We start from the raw sequence: 16,713 nt of genomic DNA, 5'->3' as shown, positions 1-16,713 counted from the left end.
ATTCCAGTCTGCACCCTTGAAGGCTTCTGCGAACGGATTATATACAACTCCCTCTTCGTCGTCTTCATAGCCTGCTGACTCTTTTAATGCTCTTGCGCGTGATTTGCCGCGTTTTTCGCGTTTTTCTCCGCGTTTGGGCTGGTCGGGACGTTCGGTGCGCTCAGGTCTGATTTCTTTCTCTTCCTGAACTGGTACGGGCTCTGGTTCTGGTTCTGGTTCAAGCTCGCTCATTGATAATCTCATTCTGCGCTGTTCCGGGTTAATTTCGAGGATTCTCGTCTCAACTTCCTGACCTTCGCTCAAAACATCGCCGGGTTTCTCGATTCTCTTGCGGCTTATCTGCGAAATATGAATTAAAGCCTCGACTCCTTCTTCAACTTCAACGAATGCGCCGAAATCTGCGAGTCTTACAACTTTAACTTTTATGTCTTGGCCGGGCTGATAGCGTTCAGTTATGTTGCTCCACGGATCATTAAGCTGTTTGCAGCCGAGACTGATACGTTTTTTCTCCGTGTCGACTTCAAGCACTAACACATCAACTTCTTGACCGCGTTTCAATACGTCGCGAGGTCTCTTAATTCTGGTCCAGCTTATATCGCCGACATGTACAAGCCCCTCGATTCCCGGTTCAAGCTCAACGAATGCGCCGAACTCCGTCAAATTAGTTACTACACCTTTCATGACATCGCCGACGTGAATCCTTTCGCTCACTGTGTTCCAAGGATCTCCGGTTACCTGCTTAATGCTCAGGGAAATTCTATCGTTTTCCTTGTCAATGCCGATAACTTTAACAGTAACTTTGTCGCCCTTCTTGAACATTTCGCGAATCTTGATATTACGTTTCCAAGTAAGCTCCGTTACATGAACAAGCCCGTCCATCTCGCCGAGATTCACGAATACGCCGAAATCTGTCAAGCTGCTGACTTCACCCTCAAGCACATCGCCTTCATGAACGCGGTCATAAAATTTTGCTTTGCGTTCGTTCTCTGCCTGTTCGAGTAATTCTTTTCGTGAGAAAACGAGTCTGTGCTTGCGTCTGTCATGGTCTAATACTTTGACAGTGAGATTATGACCGACAAAATTTGCAGGGTTTACGCCTTTTCCCGTAATAGTTAAATGCGAAATAGGTATAAAGCCCTCAAGCCCGCAGCAATCAACCATGAGACCGCCTTTGACTCTGCTTACGCCTTTAACCTGCATTGAAGGACTCTCTGCAATTTTTGCTTCAAGTGCTGCCCAGCGTTTTTCAAATTCGTGTCTCCATCGGCTTAGAGTTAATTGTGCTTCTTCACCGTCGCGAATGTTCGTGATTTCGACCTCGATTTGATCTCCCGGTTTGGGTTCCTCGCCGTTTTCGATTAAAGAATGATTCGTGTACTCTTTCTCAGGTAATAAGCCCTCGCACTTGAAACCTATGTTGACGAGCCAGCCTGCTTCGTTCTTGCTGACTATTGTTCCCGTGCAAATTTTACCCTTGTGAAAGCGGCCGCCGGTGCTTCCGTACTGATCCCAAAGCTCCTGCATTGTTTCAGGCTCTTTTTCTGCCTGATTGTCCTGTGTCTGCGCTGTTACATCAGGTGCTGCTGTTGTTGCTTCTGTTGATTCCTGATGCTCAAAAACTTCCTGCTGATCCATAGTGAATCAAACCCCCTTGACTGCCTTTGTTTCCGCAATACTAAATTTTATTTTATCGATAAGCCATGCGGGAGTGCTTGCTCCTGCGGCTATACCAATCACGTTTTTATCGGCGAACCAGTTTATATTTTGCATTAGTTCGCATTCATCTTCGAGCCATAAGACATTTACGCCCTCCGACTCGATTATATCGCGCAATTTGCTTGTATTCGCGCTTGTTTTGCCTCCGATTAAGATTACTCCGTCGACGTTGTTATTTTTCACGAGTGAACGCGCTGACTCCTGTCTCTCTGACGTAGCTTTACAAATTGTATTGCAAACGTGTAACTGCTGAGTCTTTCCCGTGAGAATGGCTGCAACATTTGCGAGTCGTTCTTCACGCTGAGTCGTCTGTGAGATTAACGCAATTTTGTGATGAGACGAAATTTTTTGCGCTTCTGACTCATTAGCTATTACTTCATAATTTTTTGAGTCCTCGATATGTCCGACAATGCCGATAATTTCCGGGTGATTCTTGTCGCCTAATAATACAACATGATAATTTTCGCGCGATAATTCCCGTGCTAAGTCTTGAGCTTTCTTTACAAACGGGCATGTCATGTCAATTACTTCAATATTTCGGGACTGCAAATTTTCTATCACGTTCAATGCTTCACCGTGAGCTCGTATCAAAACTTTTGCGCCTGAAGGTATTTCGCTCGAATCCTTTGCAACACGCAGACCCATTGACTCAAGTCTTGCAACTTCCTGCGGATTATGAATCGGAAGACCTATCGTCCATACTTCTTTATTGTCATGCAAGGCGTTTTCTATTGCGTCAACGGCCCGCTTTACACCGAAACAAAAACCGGCGTGATCTGCCATAATTATTTTCATTCGGGCGAGTCTCCTTTGTGAATGTGATTTAACGCGAGATTTATAATTTCCTGCTCGTGATTTGACTCTGACATGTTGAACCAGACTGCGGGCTCAAATTTTTTAAACCACGTCTGCTGCCGTCTGCAAAATGCTTTAGTGCGCGCTATTGAATTTTCGAGTGCTTGATCGAGAGTCATTTTGCCCCTGTGATAGTCGATTAATTCATGATAGCCCAAGCCTTTTAACGGTGTAAATCTTTCGTCAAAGCCGTTATTAATCAGCCACTCGACTTCTTCAGGGAATCCCGAATTAAATTCCTGTTCGAGCCTTATTGCTATGCGTGAAAATAATTCATCGCGCGAACGAGACAGCCCGATATAAAGCACATCAAAGCCGTAATCACGTTTTGTGCCTTCATTGTATAACTGTGAAGGTGCTTTGCCGGTCAAGTCCCATATTTCAAGCGCACGGGTTACTCTCTGAATATCGTTTTTGTGTAATTTTTCTGCTGTTGCCGGGTCGACTTCTGATAATCTCATGTGCAGTAATTCGGCTCCCTGAGAATTTGCAAGAGCTTCGTATTTTTCGCGGACTTCATTATCTGACGGCAGATCTTGATTCAAGCTCGCATGAAATAACGCATTGTAATAGAAAGGAGTCCCGCCCACGAATAAAGGCACTTTACCTCGCGTACAGATTCTGTTGACTGCTTGTGAGGCTTCTTCCGCAAAATCTGAAACTGTAAATTTTTCGTCGGGATCTGCTATGTCTATCATGTGATGAGGTATTTCACGCCGAAAAGACTGCGAAACTTTATCAGTTCCCACGTCCATGTATCTATAAACTTGACGCGAATCAACTGAAATAATTTCTGCATTCAATTTTTCTGCGACAGATAAACTTAAAGCCGTTTTTCCTACAGCTGTAGAACCTATTAAAGCTACCACTGGCTGGCGATTCATTATAAAAGCTCTTATTTCCCCTTATTAAACCAACAAATTAAATTTAATGCCATTGATTATAACATATCTTTGAATTTTGCAAGTAAAATTTTTTCGCGGATTGGAAAATAACAGATTGCTTCATCATGTATTTATTCATGCAATTTATCAGCGAGAATCTTAATTACTTCAAGCGGGCTGATAGTTGCTAAAATTTGCTTTCTTTCGTCGGGATTAATGCGCGCTAAGATTTCCCGTGTACTGAGTGATAAGCAGCGTGGATTATTTATATATTCAGAGTTCGGCAATTTCTCGCTATTATCTTTGTCAGTGTCGGATTTAGGCTCATTAAGAAATTTTGTTATTGCCAATGGTGCAGCCAAATTAAATATTTCCTGAAAGTTTTCGCACATTCCAGTAAATAATTTTTCGTCCGGTTCATATCTTGCACAGCCTCCCCCGCATAACATCAAGTATTCGCAGTCTTTGCACGGAATCATGTTATTCACATATCTTGTGCGCCACTTTGTCATTGAGAGATTATACAAAAATTTTTGTGAAGCCTCGTAACAAAGCCCATAGCAAGCTCATCTTGTGCAACTATATTCCAGCATGAATAAATCAAGCCGTCCGGGCCGATAACGTTCATGAAATTTTCTGTTCCGCAGTAAGTAGGATTTATTCTCGGCCAAGTGCTTTTATTGAGCCAGCCGGTTAATTTTTTCACAGAATTTGAATAACGGCCTTCAAGTTCTATTGCATTATTAAGCGAGTGTCCGGAATTTATGATTTCCTGTAAAATTTTTGACTCGTCTATTGCGTCAGGTGTATCAAATACGCCCCTGAAGTAATATGAAAAATTTTTCTTCTCAGTGAATCCGCGTGATTTAAATTCCTGTTCAAGTTCACAGATATGCGCAATATTTGACCTGCCGACATTTACACGAACACTTATTTTTATCCCGCGTTCGAGTGCCAGTGCTATATTATTCATGATTTTATCAAAGCTGCCTGATCTGTCCGCAAAAAACCGCCTTTTATCGTGAATTTCTTTCGGGCCGTCTACTGTAATTTGCAAGTTCGTAAATTTAAACTCTTGAATTAAGTCTAAATATTTATCTAAGTCAGTGCCGTTTGTTATAGCAGAAATTTTCATGTCATTTTCCCGGCACTTCCCGCAAATGTAACGGATTATATCTTTATTTTCTGCTAATAAAGGTTCTCCGCCATAAAGTGAACAGTTATTAATTATATAATTGCGTGCTTTGTAGTCTTTTACCTGTGCAAAAATTGCATCTACTAAAGATTTACTCATTGTGCGTTCGAGCCATTCAGTGCCGCGTGTGAGTCTATGCTGTTCAAGACAATAAAAGCAGCGTAAATTACAATTATAAGTAGGAGCTAAAACGAGTCCGACTCCAGTATTTGAATATAATAACTTGTGAATCCTTGCAAGAATGCTCATATCTTCGGATTCCTGTTCGTCTGAGTTCACGATATGTCCGCGTTTAGTGAGTAATTCGAGCCGTGAAGACTCTAATTTTTCGAGTAATGAGGGATTATTTTTTGCTTCAGTGAGTAAATGTGCCTCGTTCTTGTCAATTAAATCAACAGCTCCGTAGAGTCCATTAATTAACACGTAATCTTGAGACGCTGACTCTGGTAAGGGTAAAAGAATTTCATATTTACTTGTGCGCAAAATAATATCCTCCTAAAAATTTAAAGCCGGGCTGTAATCAACAAATCCAGCAATTTACGAGTCCTAGTCTCTGTAACAGTCGTCAAATTTGCAGATAATCGACCCTAATTCGGGATTCTTGTCCTTATCTTTATGCTTGTGAGGAGAATCAGATTTAATAACTCGCCGACACTTTTGCATGACATCGCTTTAGTGATTTGTTCTTTCGTGAAATTCATGATTGAGTCCTCCCTGTTAAAATTTTATAAACACTTTGTAATTATATACAACATTATTGCAGATTGCGATTCATTTCGATTTTGAAGCGGCGAGTCCCTGTTTTTAACGCATTACCGAAATAATATTTATAAAACCGCTTTAATGATTTGCTTAATTCCGAAAGAGTGAATTTAATGACAGAACAGCAGCTTATTAATTTACGAATCGTATAAGAAATTAGACTAATTCCCCCGCCCATGACAGTACGAAAATTTTTCGCGACGTACCAGCCGTTAAAAGCTATTACATCAGAATCTATCCTTTTGCAGTAGACCCAGCCGAATACTTTATCATTCAAGACAGCGATATAACTTAATTCAGGGGTATAATCTCCGGCCTTAAACGGTGAAAATATTTCAGCGTCCCTATCTGAGCCGCAAAGTTCTTGAATCTCTTCGGCAAAATCGGGTAATTTCTCGAACGGAAAAAATTTCATCCCGTCGCGCGCTAATTTCTCATCAGTGTAGAAAGAATCATGTTTCATTTTTCCGGAAAATTCTTTAAGATTCAGTGTATATTGAGTCTATAAAAGTGTGCGTTTAATTGTGAAGTCGGGATAAAAAATTTCAAACGGGCGAAAAATTTTCATTTGAGGGTCTCTTGATTCGTCGTCGTAATTTTCTCCGTCGGGTTCGTCGTAAAAATATTTGATATTATTTGCTCCTGACTCATTAATTATTTCACAAATTGCACGTCTCACGAGATTTACGCTCAAATATTCCGGTAAAATTTGAATCTGCTTGATAGTAAAATGTTGTTCGTTAAATTCGTAATCGCCATTTATGAGTCCTGCTTTAATTCCTGAATCTGTGAAAATTTCAAGCTCGATTTTATTTTTCCGGTGAAAATTGTATTTGTCCATAAAATTTATTACTCCTTTATACAGTCAAAGGCTAAAACCTTTTTTGCAACCGGTGCCGTTTGCGCGTCATTAGCTGCTCCCGTTGGCCGCAGCAGAAGTTCTATCATTACAACAATAAAAATTTTCCCCTCAACTTTTTACGGTCAAGGGGATTCGTTCGAGAAATTAATTTATTCCTGTACTGCCGAAACCTCCGGAGCCTCTGGAAGTCTCATCAAGTTTCTTGACATCTTCAAATTTTGCGTGTGCTACAGGAGCAAATACCATTTGAGCAATCCTATCACCGAATGACAGCGTAAAAGGCTCTTCACCCATATTCAGCAATAAAACTTTTATTTCGCCGCGATAATCTGAGTCAATTGTTCCTGGGCTGTTAGGGATAATTATTCTGTGATTGAGTGCGAGCCCGCTTCGTGGTCTGATTTGAGCCTCGTAGCCTTCTGGAATCGCTAATTTTATCCCAGTCGGAATTAAAGCCATTTCGCCCGGTTTAATAATGCAATAACGAACCGAACATAAATCAACGCCTGCCGACCCCGGAGTCGCATATTCCGGAATCTTTATTGTATTGGCACTGCGTAAAATTTTTACTGTTATCTCATTCTGCATTAGTAGCCTCTTCTGCTGCGGTCATTGCGTCTGTTGCTGCGGTCATAGTTTCCGCGTCCGAACTCGAAATCATTTCTGCTAGCACGATTTGAAGAATAACCCCTGTCCATGTAGCTTATTCTGTCTCTCATTTGGAAATTGCTGTAACCTCTTTCACGTGATGCAAGGCTTGCAATTAAATTATCGCGTTCACGTTCATCCGGCAAAACATGAGCGAGTCCGGCAGCCCTTACTTTGTCTTCACTTGCTAAGACTCTGCGTCGTGTTAAATTAGCGCGTCCCTGATCGTCAATATCTTTGACCATTACGAGAACTCTATCACCGGGCTTGAAAACGTCTTCAACTCTTGAGACTCTGCTTGTGCTGATTTCGCTGACGTGTAATAAGCCTTCTTTGCCGGGTAAACACTCAACGAACGCGCCGAAACTTAATAATCTCGTGATAGTGCCGTAATAGACTTCACCGGGTGCAAGATCTCTTGTGAGTGATAAAACTATTGTTCTTGCGTCCTCGACTTGTGCTTGAGTTGGCCCTGAAATAGTGATTATTCCGTCGTCCTCGATATTTATTTTAACGCCTGTGCGCTGAGTTATGCTGCGTACGACTTTCCCGCCTGTGCCGATGACTTCACGAATTTTTTCGGGGTCAATCTCGAATGAAATAATGCGCGGTGCATTCGGTGAGATTCTGTTCGGGACGGGGATAACTGCTTCCATTTTTTCGAGAATCTCAAATCTTGCTTTGCGTGCCTGAGCTAATGCATTTTCCAGAATCTCGCGTGTAATGCCTCCTGCTTTATTGTCCATCTGAAGGGCTGTAACTCCTGCGCGCGTTCCTGCGACCTTGAAATCCATATCGCCGTAATGATCTTCGAGTCCTTGAATGTCTGTCAAAATTTGAACTTTGTCGCCCTCTTTGATTAATCCCATTGCAATCCCTGCGACGTGGCATCTAATCGGGACTCCTGCGTGCATCATTGAGAGACTCCCTCCGCAAATACTTGCCTGCGAGCTTGAACCGTTTGACTCCATTATGTCAGATACAACGCGAATAACATACGGGAATTCTTCTTCTGTCGGGATAACTGGAAGTAATGCGCGTTCGGCCAAAGCACCATGTCCGATTTCGCGTCTTCCGGGGCCTCTTAGGGGTCTTACTTCGCCTACTGAATATGGCGGGAAATTATAATGAAGCATGAATCTTTTTGCTGGTTCATCGAGTTTAATTCCGTCTAAAATCTGATCATCTTCACCGATCATTCCTAATGTAGTAGTTGCTAGTGATTGAGTCTCGCCCCGTGTAAATAATGCTGTGCCGTGAACTTTGGGCAGGAGGTCAATTTCGCAAGTGATTGGCCTTATTTGATCCATTTTACGGCCGTCGACTCTGACTCGTTCATTAATAATAATTCCTCGCATAATATTTTTCACGCGTTCGTCGATGAATGCATTAATATATTCTTCACGTTCCGGGTGCTCATTAATAATTTCTGCAAAGTGTTCGGCTGCCTGAGCTTTTATTTCGGTTATTGCTTTCTCTCTGGGTTTCTTCTCGTGGATTCTTACTGCTTTATCGACTTGTGAGTCAAGATTTTCACAGATCCAATTTTCAATATCGGGGAATTTTTCGGGAGCTGGTATCTCGATTAATGGCTTTCCGATTTCTTCCTTCATTTGTCTAAGTACTGCGATAATTTTCTTGATTTCAGAATGTGCAAGTTCGAGAGCGTCAACTAATAATTCTTCCGAGACTTCATAAGAACCTGACTCGACCATTGTTATCCCGTCATCGTGTCCCGCTACAATGAGATTTAATAAAGAGTTGTTCATTTGCCGTTCTGTTGGATTGACGATTAAATTTCCGCCTACGAGTCCGATTCTGACAGCAGCTACGGGGCCGTTCCATGGGATTCCAGAAATTGCAAGTGCTGCGCTTGCTCCGTTGATGCCGAGAACGTTTGCGGGAAAATCCTGATCCATAGCTAAAACTGTCGTAACTATTTGCACTTCATTGCGCATATTGTCATCAAAAACTGAACGAATCGACCTGTCTATAACTCTTGATCCTAGAATGCCTGAATCTGACGGCTTGCCCTCGCGCTTTAAGAAACCTCCGGGAATTTTTCCTGCTGCGTAATATCTCTCTTCATAATCAACAATTAACGGGAAAAAATCAATTCCAGTGCGTACAGTGTCATTCATACAAGCGGTACATAATAAAACCGTATCTCCCTGCGAGGCAATAACTGCGCCGTTTGCCTGCTTTGCTATTTTTCCTGTTTTGAATACAAGCGGTTCTTCTCCGACCATTACAGAATACGTTTTTTCCTGATCCAAAATATTTTAATCCTCCTAATAAAATTAACGGCTATATTTTAATCACAGATACAGAAAAAATCACGCATTATACAAAGAATTTGCGAAAAATTTTAAATTTGGCCGGAAAATATATTCTCGTGTTCGTGGAATTTCCCGCAAAAAAAGTCCGTACAAAATTTTTGCACAGACTCATTATTCTTTATATAAGGGCGGAGCTTGAAAGATTTGAACTTTCTCGGCAAACACCTATTTATTTACTCTGAACATGCATATTATTTATGAGCCGCTCCGTGTATGCCTTTACCTCTCGCCATAATATTTGCCACTGCTATCATCTCCCTTGTGTTGTTTGCAATTTCTATCGTAAACGGCAAAATCGCTGCTGCAAGAGAGACCAATTCAATTCCGAACAATCGCGTCATAAACCACGATATAACAGCCATAAACAGAGTAACGATAAATAGCTGATTCATTAGCATGTTCACTGCTCACATGCCCGCGAATAAATTTATTTTCTGAAACGTTCTCTATTTTCGTGTTCGGGTAATTTCTCGCCGATCTCACCTGCACGAGTCAAAGCTATACGAGTCAAACTTGGCCCGACAAGCTCATAAATTAACACGCTGAATAAAATTATGTTGCGAATCAATGCGCCCATTTCCTGACCTAATGCCTGAGCACTTATCACCATTCCGAGAGCGACTCCGGCCTGCGGGAAAAGTGTAATCCCTAAATATTTTTTCACGTCAGAATTGCAGTGAGTCATCGAACTCGAAATTAACGCACCTAAATATTTACCTGCACAACGCGTAAAAATATATAATATTCCCGTAATTATTACAAATTTATATTGGAACACGCTTAAATCAAGTCTTGCACCGCTCAACACAAAGAATACAGCGTAAAGGGGCGCACACCATTTTTCAGAACGAGTCATAATGTCCTGCGAAAATTCGCTCATGTTGCAAAATGTAGTTCCCAGAGTCATGCACACAAGAAGAGCCGATAAATTAAATCTCGACGCAAGAGAAATAGTCATCAAGATAAATGCTATAGTCATTGAAAGTCTGTTAGTGTTCGAGAAAAATAATTTTTCAAGCTGAGTCAAAATAAAGCCCATTACAGCACCCAGTGAAAGAGATCCGATAATTTCAGTCAACGGCTGAATCACAAGTGAAGCTGCGTTAATTGTTCCTCCCGCAATAGCCTGCGCAATCCCCATAGAAACCGCAAATATTACAAGTCCGGCAGCGTCATCAATTGCAACAATCGGCAATAATAAATCAGTAACGGGCCCATGTGCCTTAAATTGTCTAACTACCATTAGAGTCGCAGCAGGAGCAGTCGCACTAGCAATCGCACCCAGAATAATAGCAGCTTCTCTCGGCAGATCAGGAACGCACACAATCAACGCAAAATCTACAAGAATCGTAGCCGTAACAGCTTGAAATATTCCGATAAAAATTGCTTTCGCGCCGAACTCTTTTATTTTCGCGAATCTAAATTCTGAACCTATGTCAAACGCTATGAATCCCAACGCAAGACTCGATAAAATATTCACGTTCGCAAGTTCGTCAGCAGTCGAGAAGCCTAAATTATATCTTCCCAAAAAATAAGGCCCGACGAGCAAGCCCGCGAGCAAAAACGCTGTAACATCAGGAAATTTATTCCCATAACCAGCCAGCTTAAACGCTCTTGTCATTATTAATCCGGCAAAAAGCGCAAAAGCCGTCTTCAATAATAATTGCATAAATAAATTTCATCTCCCAAGCGGGAAATTATATCACTCCAAATCACTTGTATAAATTTGCGATTGATTACGGCCGTTTTTCTTGGCTTGATAGAGTGCTTTGTCTGACTCATGAATTAACTGCTCAATCGGCTTATTTTCACCGGGTAATTTCTGCGCGATTCCTGCACTGACTGTTAAATCATGCATTGTGTCCTGTGTTGCGTAATAGTCAAGCAATTTTTTCATGAAGGCATTAACTTTTTCGGTGATATTTTCTTGTTTGCCAAGCAGTAAAATCATGAACTCATCACCGCCCATTCTAGCAGCTAAAGCGTTTTTATTTGCTGTAAACTCGTTTTGAATCATTTCAGCCGTTGCAGCAAGTGCCCGGTCTCCTGCTCCGTGTCCGTATTGATCGTTTACTTCTTTGAAGTGGTCGAGATCGAGATAAATGCAGGTAATATTTTCTTCGCCCGCGTTTTGTTCGGCGTATTCGTTGAGGTACCATCGAGTCGCGAGTCCCGTTAAATAATCCTGTCTGGCCATCTCTAAAATTTTCGCCTGATTGGAAGTGTCTTCAAGCTCGGTCTTGAGTCGTTCACGTAATGCCCTGAAATAAAATCTCACTAAATGAGCTGTCAAAGGCATAGGCCATAAATCGTAAAGAATGGCTAAATCGCTTTCTGACAATTTTTGCGGCGTTGACGAACACAAAATATAACGTGCGTTCATCAAAATTTTTGCGGGCCTTGCGGTTAGGATGAAGACATTTATAATTTCGCTGTCTTGATCGTCAATTTCGGGGTTGTCGGTGAGTGAAAAAATTTCGCAGTCTTCCTTTTCCCAGTCCTCGAACGAATTTAATAAATCAGATAAATTTTTGCTTCGAGTATAAATTTTTATTCTGTTCATGATAAATAAATCTCTCCTTTTGCGTAATATTATAGTGTATTAATTGACCGCTATAACAACAAAGTCAAAGGCGAAAACCTTTTTTGAACCGGTGCCGGCCCGTTGGTCTCAGCAGAAAATCAAATGCTACCTGCGCGATAATAATATAATCGACATATAATTATTCAAGTCATTTAGTGCGTCTGACCCTGTAAAAATTTTCTCGCGTTCAGGAATCCCGGCAAAATCGACTCTTAATATATTCCATTTTCGAGAGTCTGCGAGCGATAATTTAATTTCCTGAGTCAAAGCACTTGGCTTGTAAATCGCACATGAGTCGCAGTGTTCGAGGACGTTAATAATTTTTTCTGTGTCAGCAGTGCCGGGAATAATCGTAAAAATTTGTTCGTCCATTGCCAGAAATTTTTTAGCGGTTGCACTTGCTAGAGAATGCGCCGAAATTCCAGGAATAAAATTTATCTCGCAGTCAGGGAATAATTTTTTTATCGCGTCAATAAAATAAGCTCCAGTCGAGTAAAGCACAGAGTCGCCTATTACCGGGAAAAAAATTTTTTGCGAAATATCAAGATTTAGGCTTTGAACCTGTGAAAAAATTATGTTGTCTCGTTCGTGAGAGTCTTTTATCATGGGAAAAAGTATATTTATAAATTTGCGTTCGGGTAATAATTGCGAGATGACATTTTCAGCCATACCGATTTTATTTGCATGTGAGCGCGGAGTAATTATTAAGTCAGAATTTTTTGCGGCCGTAAGAGCTTCAATAGTGATTAAGCCAGCTTTGCCGGGACCGACTCCAGCGATAAATAATTTCATGAGTTCACCTTCTGTTAAATATTTGCGTGAAAAAATTTTATCATGCGTGAAAGTTATTGCGAGTCTTACGGGCTATGACGTGAAAAAATTTATTGCGAAAAATTTATGTCATTACGAAAAAATTTTTATTTGCGAGTCATTGTAAGTGCAGAAAAAATTAACACTTCTTGTAGTTGTAAATGTAGTTGTAAAAATTGCAGCTCTCCCGATAAATTTTTCAAGAGAACTGCACACGCATATTATATAACATAATGGCGAAAAATTTTGCATAAACGCGACTCCAGACTCAAAACCGGGCGGGCGGGTGGGACTAACCAATTAAAACGCGACTCTGAATCTCCTGTGAAGGTTTTGATTATGTAGCGAAAAACTTTTTATGAACGCGACTCAAAATATTAACGGGTGTACAGAACAAAACTTTAACGCGACTCCAAATTACTTGTGTTAATTGCCATAAATGGTCATAAACTTTTTTATTTTCCCTTCCTTAAGCGTTGATATAATATTCCGCCTACAGTTTTCATGACCTTTTTTAATAATTCGCCGTTATCAAGCATTCTCATAAAAAAATTATCATTCTGTTCATATCTTTTCATCGCCATATCGGGAAAATCTTTCTCAAATAATAGCATAAATGTATTCAAGTCATTATCTTTTGCGTAAATCTGCCATTTATCTTGAAGGGCGTAATCATTCTCTATTTGCAGCAAAACTTTATCCATTTCCGTAAAATTAGTGCCGTACTGTTGATTTATTTCATCAATTAAGACTGTCAAAGGATCTTTCTTGCGTTCACCCCGCCCGGCATCACCCGTAACAGGTCTAAAGCCTTCATCAGTGCCATAAAGTTTTATAGAGCCCTCGTAATCCTTCTCAAGTCGATAATAATCAAGTAAAATTTTGTCATCGATATTTATTCTTGCAATACCTGTTTTCGGGAGCTGACTTGCTAAAAATTTTGCGTAAACACTGAATTTATGAATATTTTTATCGAACAGCCGGCATACTTGAGTGATGAAAGAATAAATCCTGTTGAAACGGTTAATAGTCGTCTTAAATATTTCCCTGCGTTCGTCCTCTAATGCATTATAACGGTCAAGAGCCGATTTAATCACAGCCGTTAATTTTCCCATAGCACCCGCAGTCTGTGAGGAATAAAAAATTTTCGCAAAGTTTTCAATTTCCGAATCCTGATATACTCTGAACGTATCAAGCGTATTCTTTATGTCATAAATTACATTCGGGTCGGTTTCCTCAAGTAATATTGCTTCCTCGTAATAGGGTTCAAAAGCTGCCTTTATTTCTTCAGCTGAGTTAACAAAATCGAGAATAAATGTATCCTGCTTGCCGTCTGCTGTCCTGTTCAATCGTGAAAGAGTCTGCACCGCCTTAACTCCCGACAATTTTTTATCAACGAACATTGTATGTAACAAAGGCTCATCAAAACCGGTCTGATATTTCTCAGCGACAACTAATATTGCGAAATCATCAGAATGAAACGCTTCCGGTAATGATTGTTCCTTTATTGTCTCGCCTGACTTGGTCTTGTTTAATTTTTCTTCGGTGTAAGTTATTCCGCCGTCTTCAATTTCTCCGGAAAAAGCTGCGAGAACGTATAAATTATCGTATTTATTCTCTTCTATCTGCCGTCTAAATTCCTGAACATACCTAAGCGCATGAAGTCTTGAGGGCGTAACAACCATTGCTTTAGCTTTACCGTTAATTTTGTGCATGGTAACACTTCGAAAATGTTCAAGCATAATTGTTGTCTTCTGCGCTATGTTATGAGGATGAAGGGACTCAAATTTTTTTATCGCTCTGATTCCTGCGGTCGTGTCGAGTTCGGGATTATCGGGGATATTCTTTGCGATCTTGTAATACATTTTGTAAGTCATATAATTTTGCAGGACATCAAATATAAATTTTTCCTCGATTGCCTGACGCATTGAATAAACGTGAAATGGGTGATATGTCCCGTTATCATCTTTACAGCCAAAAATATTAAGAGTTTTCGCCTTAGGAGTCGCCGTAAATGCAAAGAATGATAAATTTTTCTGTACTCCATGCGCTGCAAGTTCATTCAATAATAAGTCTTCATAATCGAGCCGGGCTGCTTCCTCGCTATTTTCGATTTCGGCATATTCACGCAAAATTTCTTCTGTGTCGGATAAAGCTATTTTCAATTTTTTTGCTGCGTCGCCGGTCTGTGATGAGTGAGCTTCGTCAATGATTACTGCAAAACGTTTCTGGCCGCTCTTGACCTCACTATAAATCACGGGAAATTTTTGCAGAGTCGTTATAATTATTCCTGCTCCGTCCTCTATTGCCTGTTTCAGCTGCTTTGCGTTCTTGTCAACTTTTACTACAACGCCGTTGACGTGATCGAATTGATAAACTGTGTCTTGAAGCTGATTATCAAGTATTTTGCGGTCAGTTACGATAATTACAGAGTGAAATATTTTCTCGTTATCAGCGTTATGAAGTCCTGACAATCGATGAGCAAGCCACGCTATAGAATTTGATTTCCCGCTCCCTGCGCTGTGCTGGATTAAATAATTATGGCCTGAGCCTTTTTCTTTCACGTCAGCAAGCAATTTTGTTACTACGTCTAATTGATGATAACGGGGGAAAATTAAATTTTTTCCGTCAAAGTGTAAATATTTCTGTAAAATTTCAAGTAATCTATCTTTGCGCAAAACATTTTTCCATAAATAATCAACTGCGTAACCGTCGGAATTTTTTGGATTTCCTTCGCCTCCGACATTGCCCGCACCGTTTGAACCCTGATTGAACGGAATAAAAATTGTTTTATCGCCATCAAGTTTTGTAGTCATATACACTTGGTAGAGGTCAACAGCAAAATTTACAAAAACGCGCTCACGGAATGCAAAAATAGCGTCCTTAGGGTCTCTATCAGATTCATATTGCTTGATTGCGTCTGAAAAATTTTGTCCGCTGAAGTTGCATTTAAGCTCGATTGATACAACAGGAATCCCATTTATAAATAACACAATGTCTATAGAGTTTTCATTTGCGGTCGAATAATGAAGCTGCCTTGTGCAATGAAAAATATTTGCGTTATATTGCTTGAGGGTCTCAGAATTTAGAGTCGTCTCAGGTTTCCAGAATACAACATTAAAATTTATGCCTCTGTCGGTGAACCCCTTGCGCATGACATGAAGAAGGCCGGATATTTTCACTTCACGGCAAAAACGCGAAATAATTTCCTTCTCACTGTCAGGACCGTAAATTTTTGTGTAGCGTTCCCATTTTTTAGGCTGACTGCGCGTTATGAAAGCTATAAAAGTTTTTGTGTCGAGAGCGAGTTCACGATCAAAATTTGAGGGACTGCCCTTTGTGTAGCCGCCTTCAGTGATTAAATATTGTTCGATGTCCTGTTCAAAAATTTTTTCGGTTGTGTTCATGATTTATAATTCCTGCTTTCCTGTTACGAGTTCATAAATTAGAGATTTCTTGTACTCTGTGAGCTTAGTTATAATTTGTTCGCGTTTATTGATGTTAGAGTCGATTTGCGAGCATTTGTCGTCGAGGTAGGAGGAAATTTTTATTTGTTCGTGCAGTGGGGGAAGAGGGAAGGAAAAATTATTTATTTTCTCTTGCGATAAAGAAGCCATTATACTTCCATTCTGTGAAAGTTGAAAAAATGTATCGAATATATTACTATGAATTACCCAGAATAAAAATTTATTTGAATATTGACTATTTATTGGACGCATTATTAACAAGTGGCTATTTAATGATACTTTATCGGGCTTAGAATCGATAAAAGCAACTTTTCCAACAGTGCCGTCTTTAGTTATTAGTAAATCACCAACTTTTACATGAATTTCAGGAGCTTCATTATAGCGTTCTTCTGAAATATGATAACATTTTTCCCAGTTAATAGAGCCATTCTCAAAATCTGTACCTGTTATAAGATACGGCCCATTATCTATAAATTCATTTGCCTTCAATCCTTGCCAACCTATTCGCCCCTTGAGATAATAATTATATTTAATTCTTCCATAGCCCCACTCCTCCGGAATTTTCCCTATCCATTCGACTCCGCTGTCCTT

The 16,713-nt window shown here is 40.3% G+C and carries 16 protein-coding genes; 1 reads left to right on the top strand and 15 read right to left on the bottom strand.

Features of this window, described 5'->3' with window-relative positions; genetic code table 11:
* From IJT21_10000 to IJT21_09940, 13 genes are all read right to left on the bottom strand, one after another.
* A partial coding sequence (locus IJT21_10000; GenBank protein ID MBQ7578581.1) for a S1 RNA-binding domain-containing protein occupies nucleotides 1–1,635 on the bottom strand: 1,635 nt, incomplete at its 3' end.
* Nucleotides 1,636–1,641: 6 nt separating this feature from the next.
* Entirely contained in the window at nucleotides 1,642–2,511 is an 870-nt protein-coding gene (gene ispH, locus IJT21_09995) for a 4-hydroxy-3-methylbut-2-enyl diphosphate reductase (GenBank protein ID MBQ7578580.1), read from the bottom strand.
* A complete protein-coding gene (miaA, locus tag IJT21_09990; protein ID MBQ7578579.1) occupies nucleotides 2,508–3,455 on the bottom strand; it encodes a tRNA (adenosine(37)-N6)-dimethylallyltransferase MiaA in 948 nt (315 codons plus the stop codon). The genes ispH and miaA overlap by 4 nt, the downstream gene beginning before the upstream one ends.
* Before the next feature lie 131 nt (nucleotides 3,456–3,586).
* The gene (locus IJT21_09985; GenBank protein ID MBQ7578578.1) at nucleotides 3,587–3,982 is read right to left on the bottom strand and encodes a hypothetical protein; all 396 of its coding nucleotides are present in this window, start codon (nucleotides 3,980–3,982) and stop codon (nucleotides 3,587–3,589) included.
* Nucleotides 3,964–5,133 (bottom strand): radical SAM protein, encoded by a 1,170-nt coding sequence (locus IJT21_09980; protein MBQ7578577.1) that lies wholly within the window; start codon nucleotides 5,131–5,133, stop codon nucleotides 3,964–3,966. The genes IJT21_09985 and IJT21_09980 overlap by 19 nt, the downstream gene beginning before the upstream one ends.
* A 271-nt stretch (nucleotides 5,134–5,404) precedes the next feature.
* Complete coding sequence (locus tag IJT21_09975; GenBank protein MBQ7578576.1) at nucleotides 5,405–5,875, bottom strand: hypothetical protein; 471 nt, start codon at nucleotides 5,873–5,875, stop codon at nucleotides 5,405–5,407.
* 39 nt (nucleotides 5,876–5,914) lie between these two features.
* Entirely contained in the window at nucleotides 5,915–6,253 is a 339-nt protein-coding gene (locus IJT21_09970; GenBank protein MBQ7578575.1) for a hypothetical protein, read from the bottom strand.
* 165 nt (nucleotides 6,254–6,418) lie between these two features.
* The gene (gene dut / locus IJT21_09965; GenBank protein ID MBQ7578574.1) at nucleotides 6,419–6,862 is read right to left on the bottom strand and encodes a dUTP diphosphatase; all 444 of its coding nucleotides are present in this window, start codon (nucleotides 6,860–6,862) and stop codon (nucleotides 6,419–6,421) included.
* Nucleotides 6,862–9,171 (bottom strand): polyribonucleotide nucleotidyltransferase, encoded by a 2,310-nt coding sequence (locus IJT21_09960; protein MBQ7578573.1) that lies wholly within the window; start codon nucleotides 9,169–9,171, stop codon nucleotides 6,862–6,864. Before IJT21_09960 ends, dut begins: the two co-directional genes overlap by 1 nt.
* A 281-nt stretch (nucleotides 9,172–9,452) precedes the next feature.
* On the bottom strand, nucleotides 9,453–9,653 hold the full coding sequence (locus IJT21_09955) for a hypothetical protein (GenBank protein ID MBQ7578572.1): 201 nt from the start codon (nucleotides 9,651–9,653) through the stop codon (nucleotides 9,453–9,455).
* 35 nt (nucleotides 9,654–9,688) lie between these two features.
* Complete coding sequence (locus tag IJT21_09950; protein ID MBQ7578571.1) at nucleotides 9,689–10,930, bottom strand: cation:proton antiporter; 1,242 nt, start codon at nucleotides 10,928–10,930, stop codon at nucleotides 9,689–9,691.
* A 33-nt stretch (nucleotides 10,931–10,963) separates the two neighbouring features.
* On the bottom strand, nucleotides 10,964–11,824 hold the full coding sequence (locus tag IJT21_09945) for a GGDEF domain-containing protein (GenBank protein ID MBQ7578570.1): 861 nt from the start codon (nucleotides 11,822–11,824) through the stop codon (nucleotides 10,964–10,966).
* Nucleotides 11,825–11,950: 126 nt separating this feature from the next.
* Nucleotides 11,951–12,637, bottom strand: coding sequence for a precorrin-2 C(20)-methyltransferase (locus IJT21_09940; protein MBQ7578569.1), 687 nt, complete (start codon nucleotides 12,635–12,637; stop codon nucleotides 11,951–11,953).
* On the opposite strand from IJT21_09940, the gene IJT21_09935 reads away from it, so the two are divergent.
* On the top strand, nucleotides 12,636–12,782 hold the full coding sequence (locus tag IJT21_09935; GenBank protein ID MBQ7578568.1) for a hypothetical protein: 147 nt from the start codon (nucleotides 12,636–12,638) through the stop codon (nucleotides 12,780–12,782). The two genes, IJT21_09940 and IJT21_09935, sit on opposite strands and share 2 nt — an antisense overlap.
* Nucleotides 12,783–13,110: 328 nt before the next feature.
* On the opposite strand, the gene IJT21_09930 is transcribed toward IJT21_09935, so the two are convergent.
* Both IJT21_09930 and IJT21_09925 read right to left on the bottom strand, forming a co-directional pair.
* A complete protein-coding gene (locus IJT21_09930) occupies nucleotides 13,111–16,062 on the bottom strand; it encodes a type I restriction endonuclease subunit R (protein MBQ7578567.1) in 2,952 nt (983 codons plus the stop codon).
* A gap of 3 nt (nucleotides 16,063–16,065) precedes the next feature.
* The coding region (locus IJT21_09925; protein ID MBQ7578566.1) for a restriction endonuclease subunit S at nucleotides 16,066–16,713 on the bottom strand (648 nt) is incomplete at its 5' end.

It is taken from the genome of Synergistaceae bacterium (assembly GCA_017443945.1).
Lineage (GTDB): Bacteria > Synergistota > Synergistia > Synergistales > Aminobacteriaceae > JAFUXM01.
Note: the sequence above shows the minus strand (reverse complement) of the source record. Positions and strands in the feature narration are given on the sequence as shown.

Excerpts from the sequence above, each read along its gene's own strand:
- miaA (MBQ7578579.1), bottom strand. The coding sequence starts at position 3,455 with ATGAATCGCCAGCCAGTGGTAGCTTTAATAGGTTCTACAGCTGTAGGA.
- IJT21_09975 (MBQ7578576.1), bottom strand. The coding sequence starts at position 5,875 with ATGAAACATGATTCTTTCTACACTGATGAGAAATTAGCGCGCGACGGG.
- IJT21_09930 (MBQ7578567.1), bottom strand. The coding sequence starts at position 16,062 with ATGAACACAACCGAAAAAATTTTTGAACAGGACATCGAACAATATTTA.
- IJT21_09970 (MBQ7578575.1), bottom strand. The coding sequence starts at position 6,253 with ATGGACAAATACAATTTTCACCGGAAAAATAAAATCGAGCTTGAAATT.
- dut (MBQ7578574.1), bottom strand. The coding sequence starts at position 6,862 with ATGCAGAATGAGATAACAGTAAAAATTTTACGCAGTGCCAATACAATA.
- IJT21_09935 (MBQ7578568.1), top strand. The coding sequence starts at position 12,636 with ATGAGTTCACCTTCTGTTAAATATTTGCGTGAAAAAATTTTATCATGC.
- IJT21_09950 (MBQ7578571.1), bottom strand. The coding sequence starts at position 10,930 with ATGCAATTATTATTGAAGACGGCTTTTGCGCTTTTTGCCGGATTAATA.
- IJT21_09955 (MBQ7578572.1), bottom strand. The coding sequence starts at position 9,653 with ATGAATCAGCTATTTATCGTTACTCTGTTTATGGCTGTTATATCGTGG.
- IJT21_09940 (MBQ7578569.1), bottom strand. The coding sequence starts at position 12,637 with ATGAAATTATTTATCGCTGGAGTCGGTCCCGGCAAAGCTGGCTTAATC.
- ispH (MBQ7578580.1), bottom strand. The coding sequence starts at position 2,511 with ATGAAAATAATTATGGCAGATCACGCCGGTTTTTGTTTCGGTGTAAAG.
- IJT21_09960 (MBQ7578573.1), bottom strand. The coding sequence starts at position 9,171 with ATGGTCGGAGAAGAACCGCTTGTATTCAAAACAGGAAAAATAGCAAAG.
- IJT21_09945 (MBQ7578570.1), bottom strand. The coding sequence starts at position 11,824 with ATGAACAGAATAAAAATTTATACTCGAAGCAAAAATTTATCTGATTTA.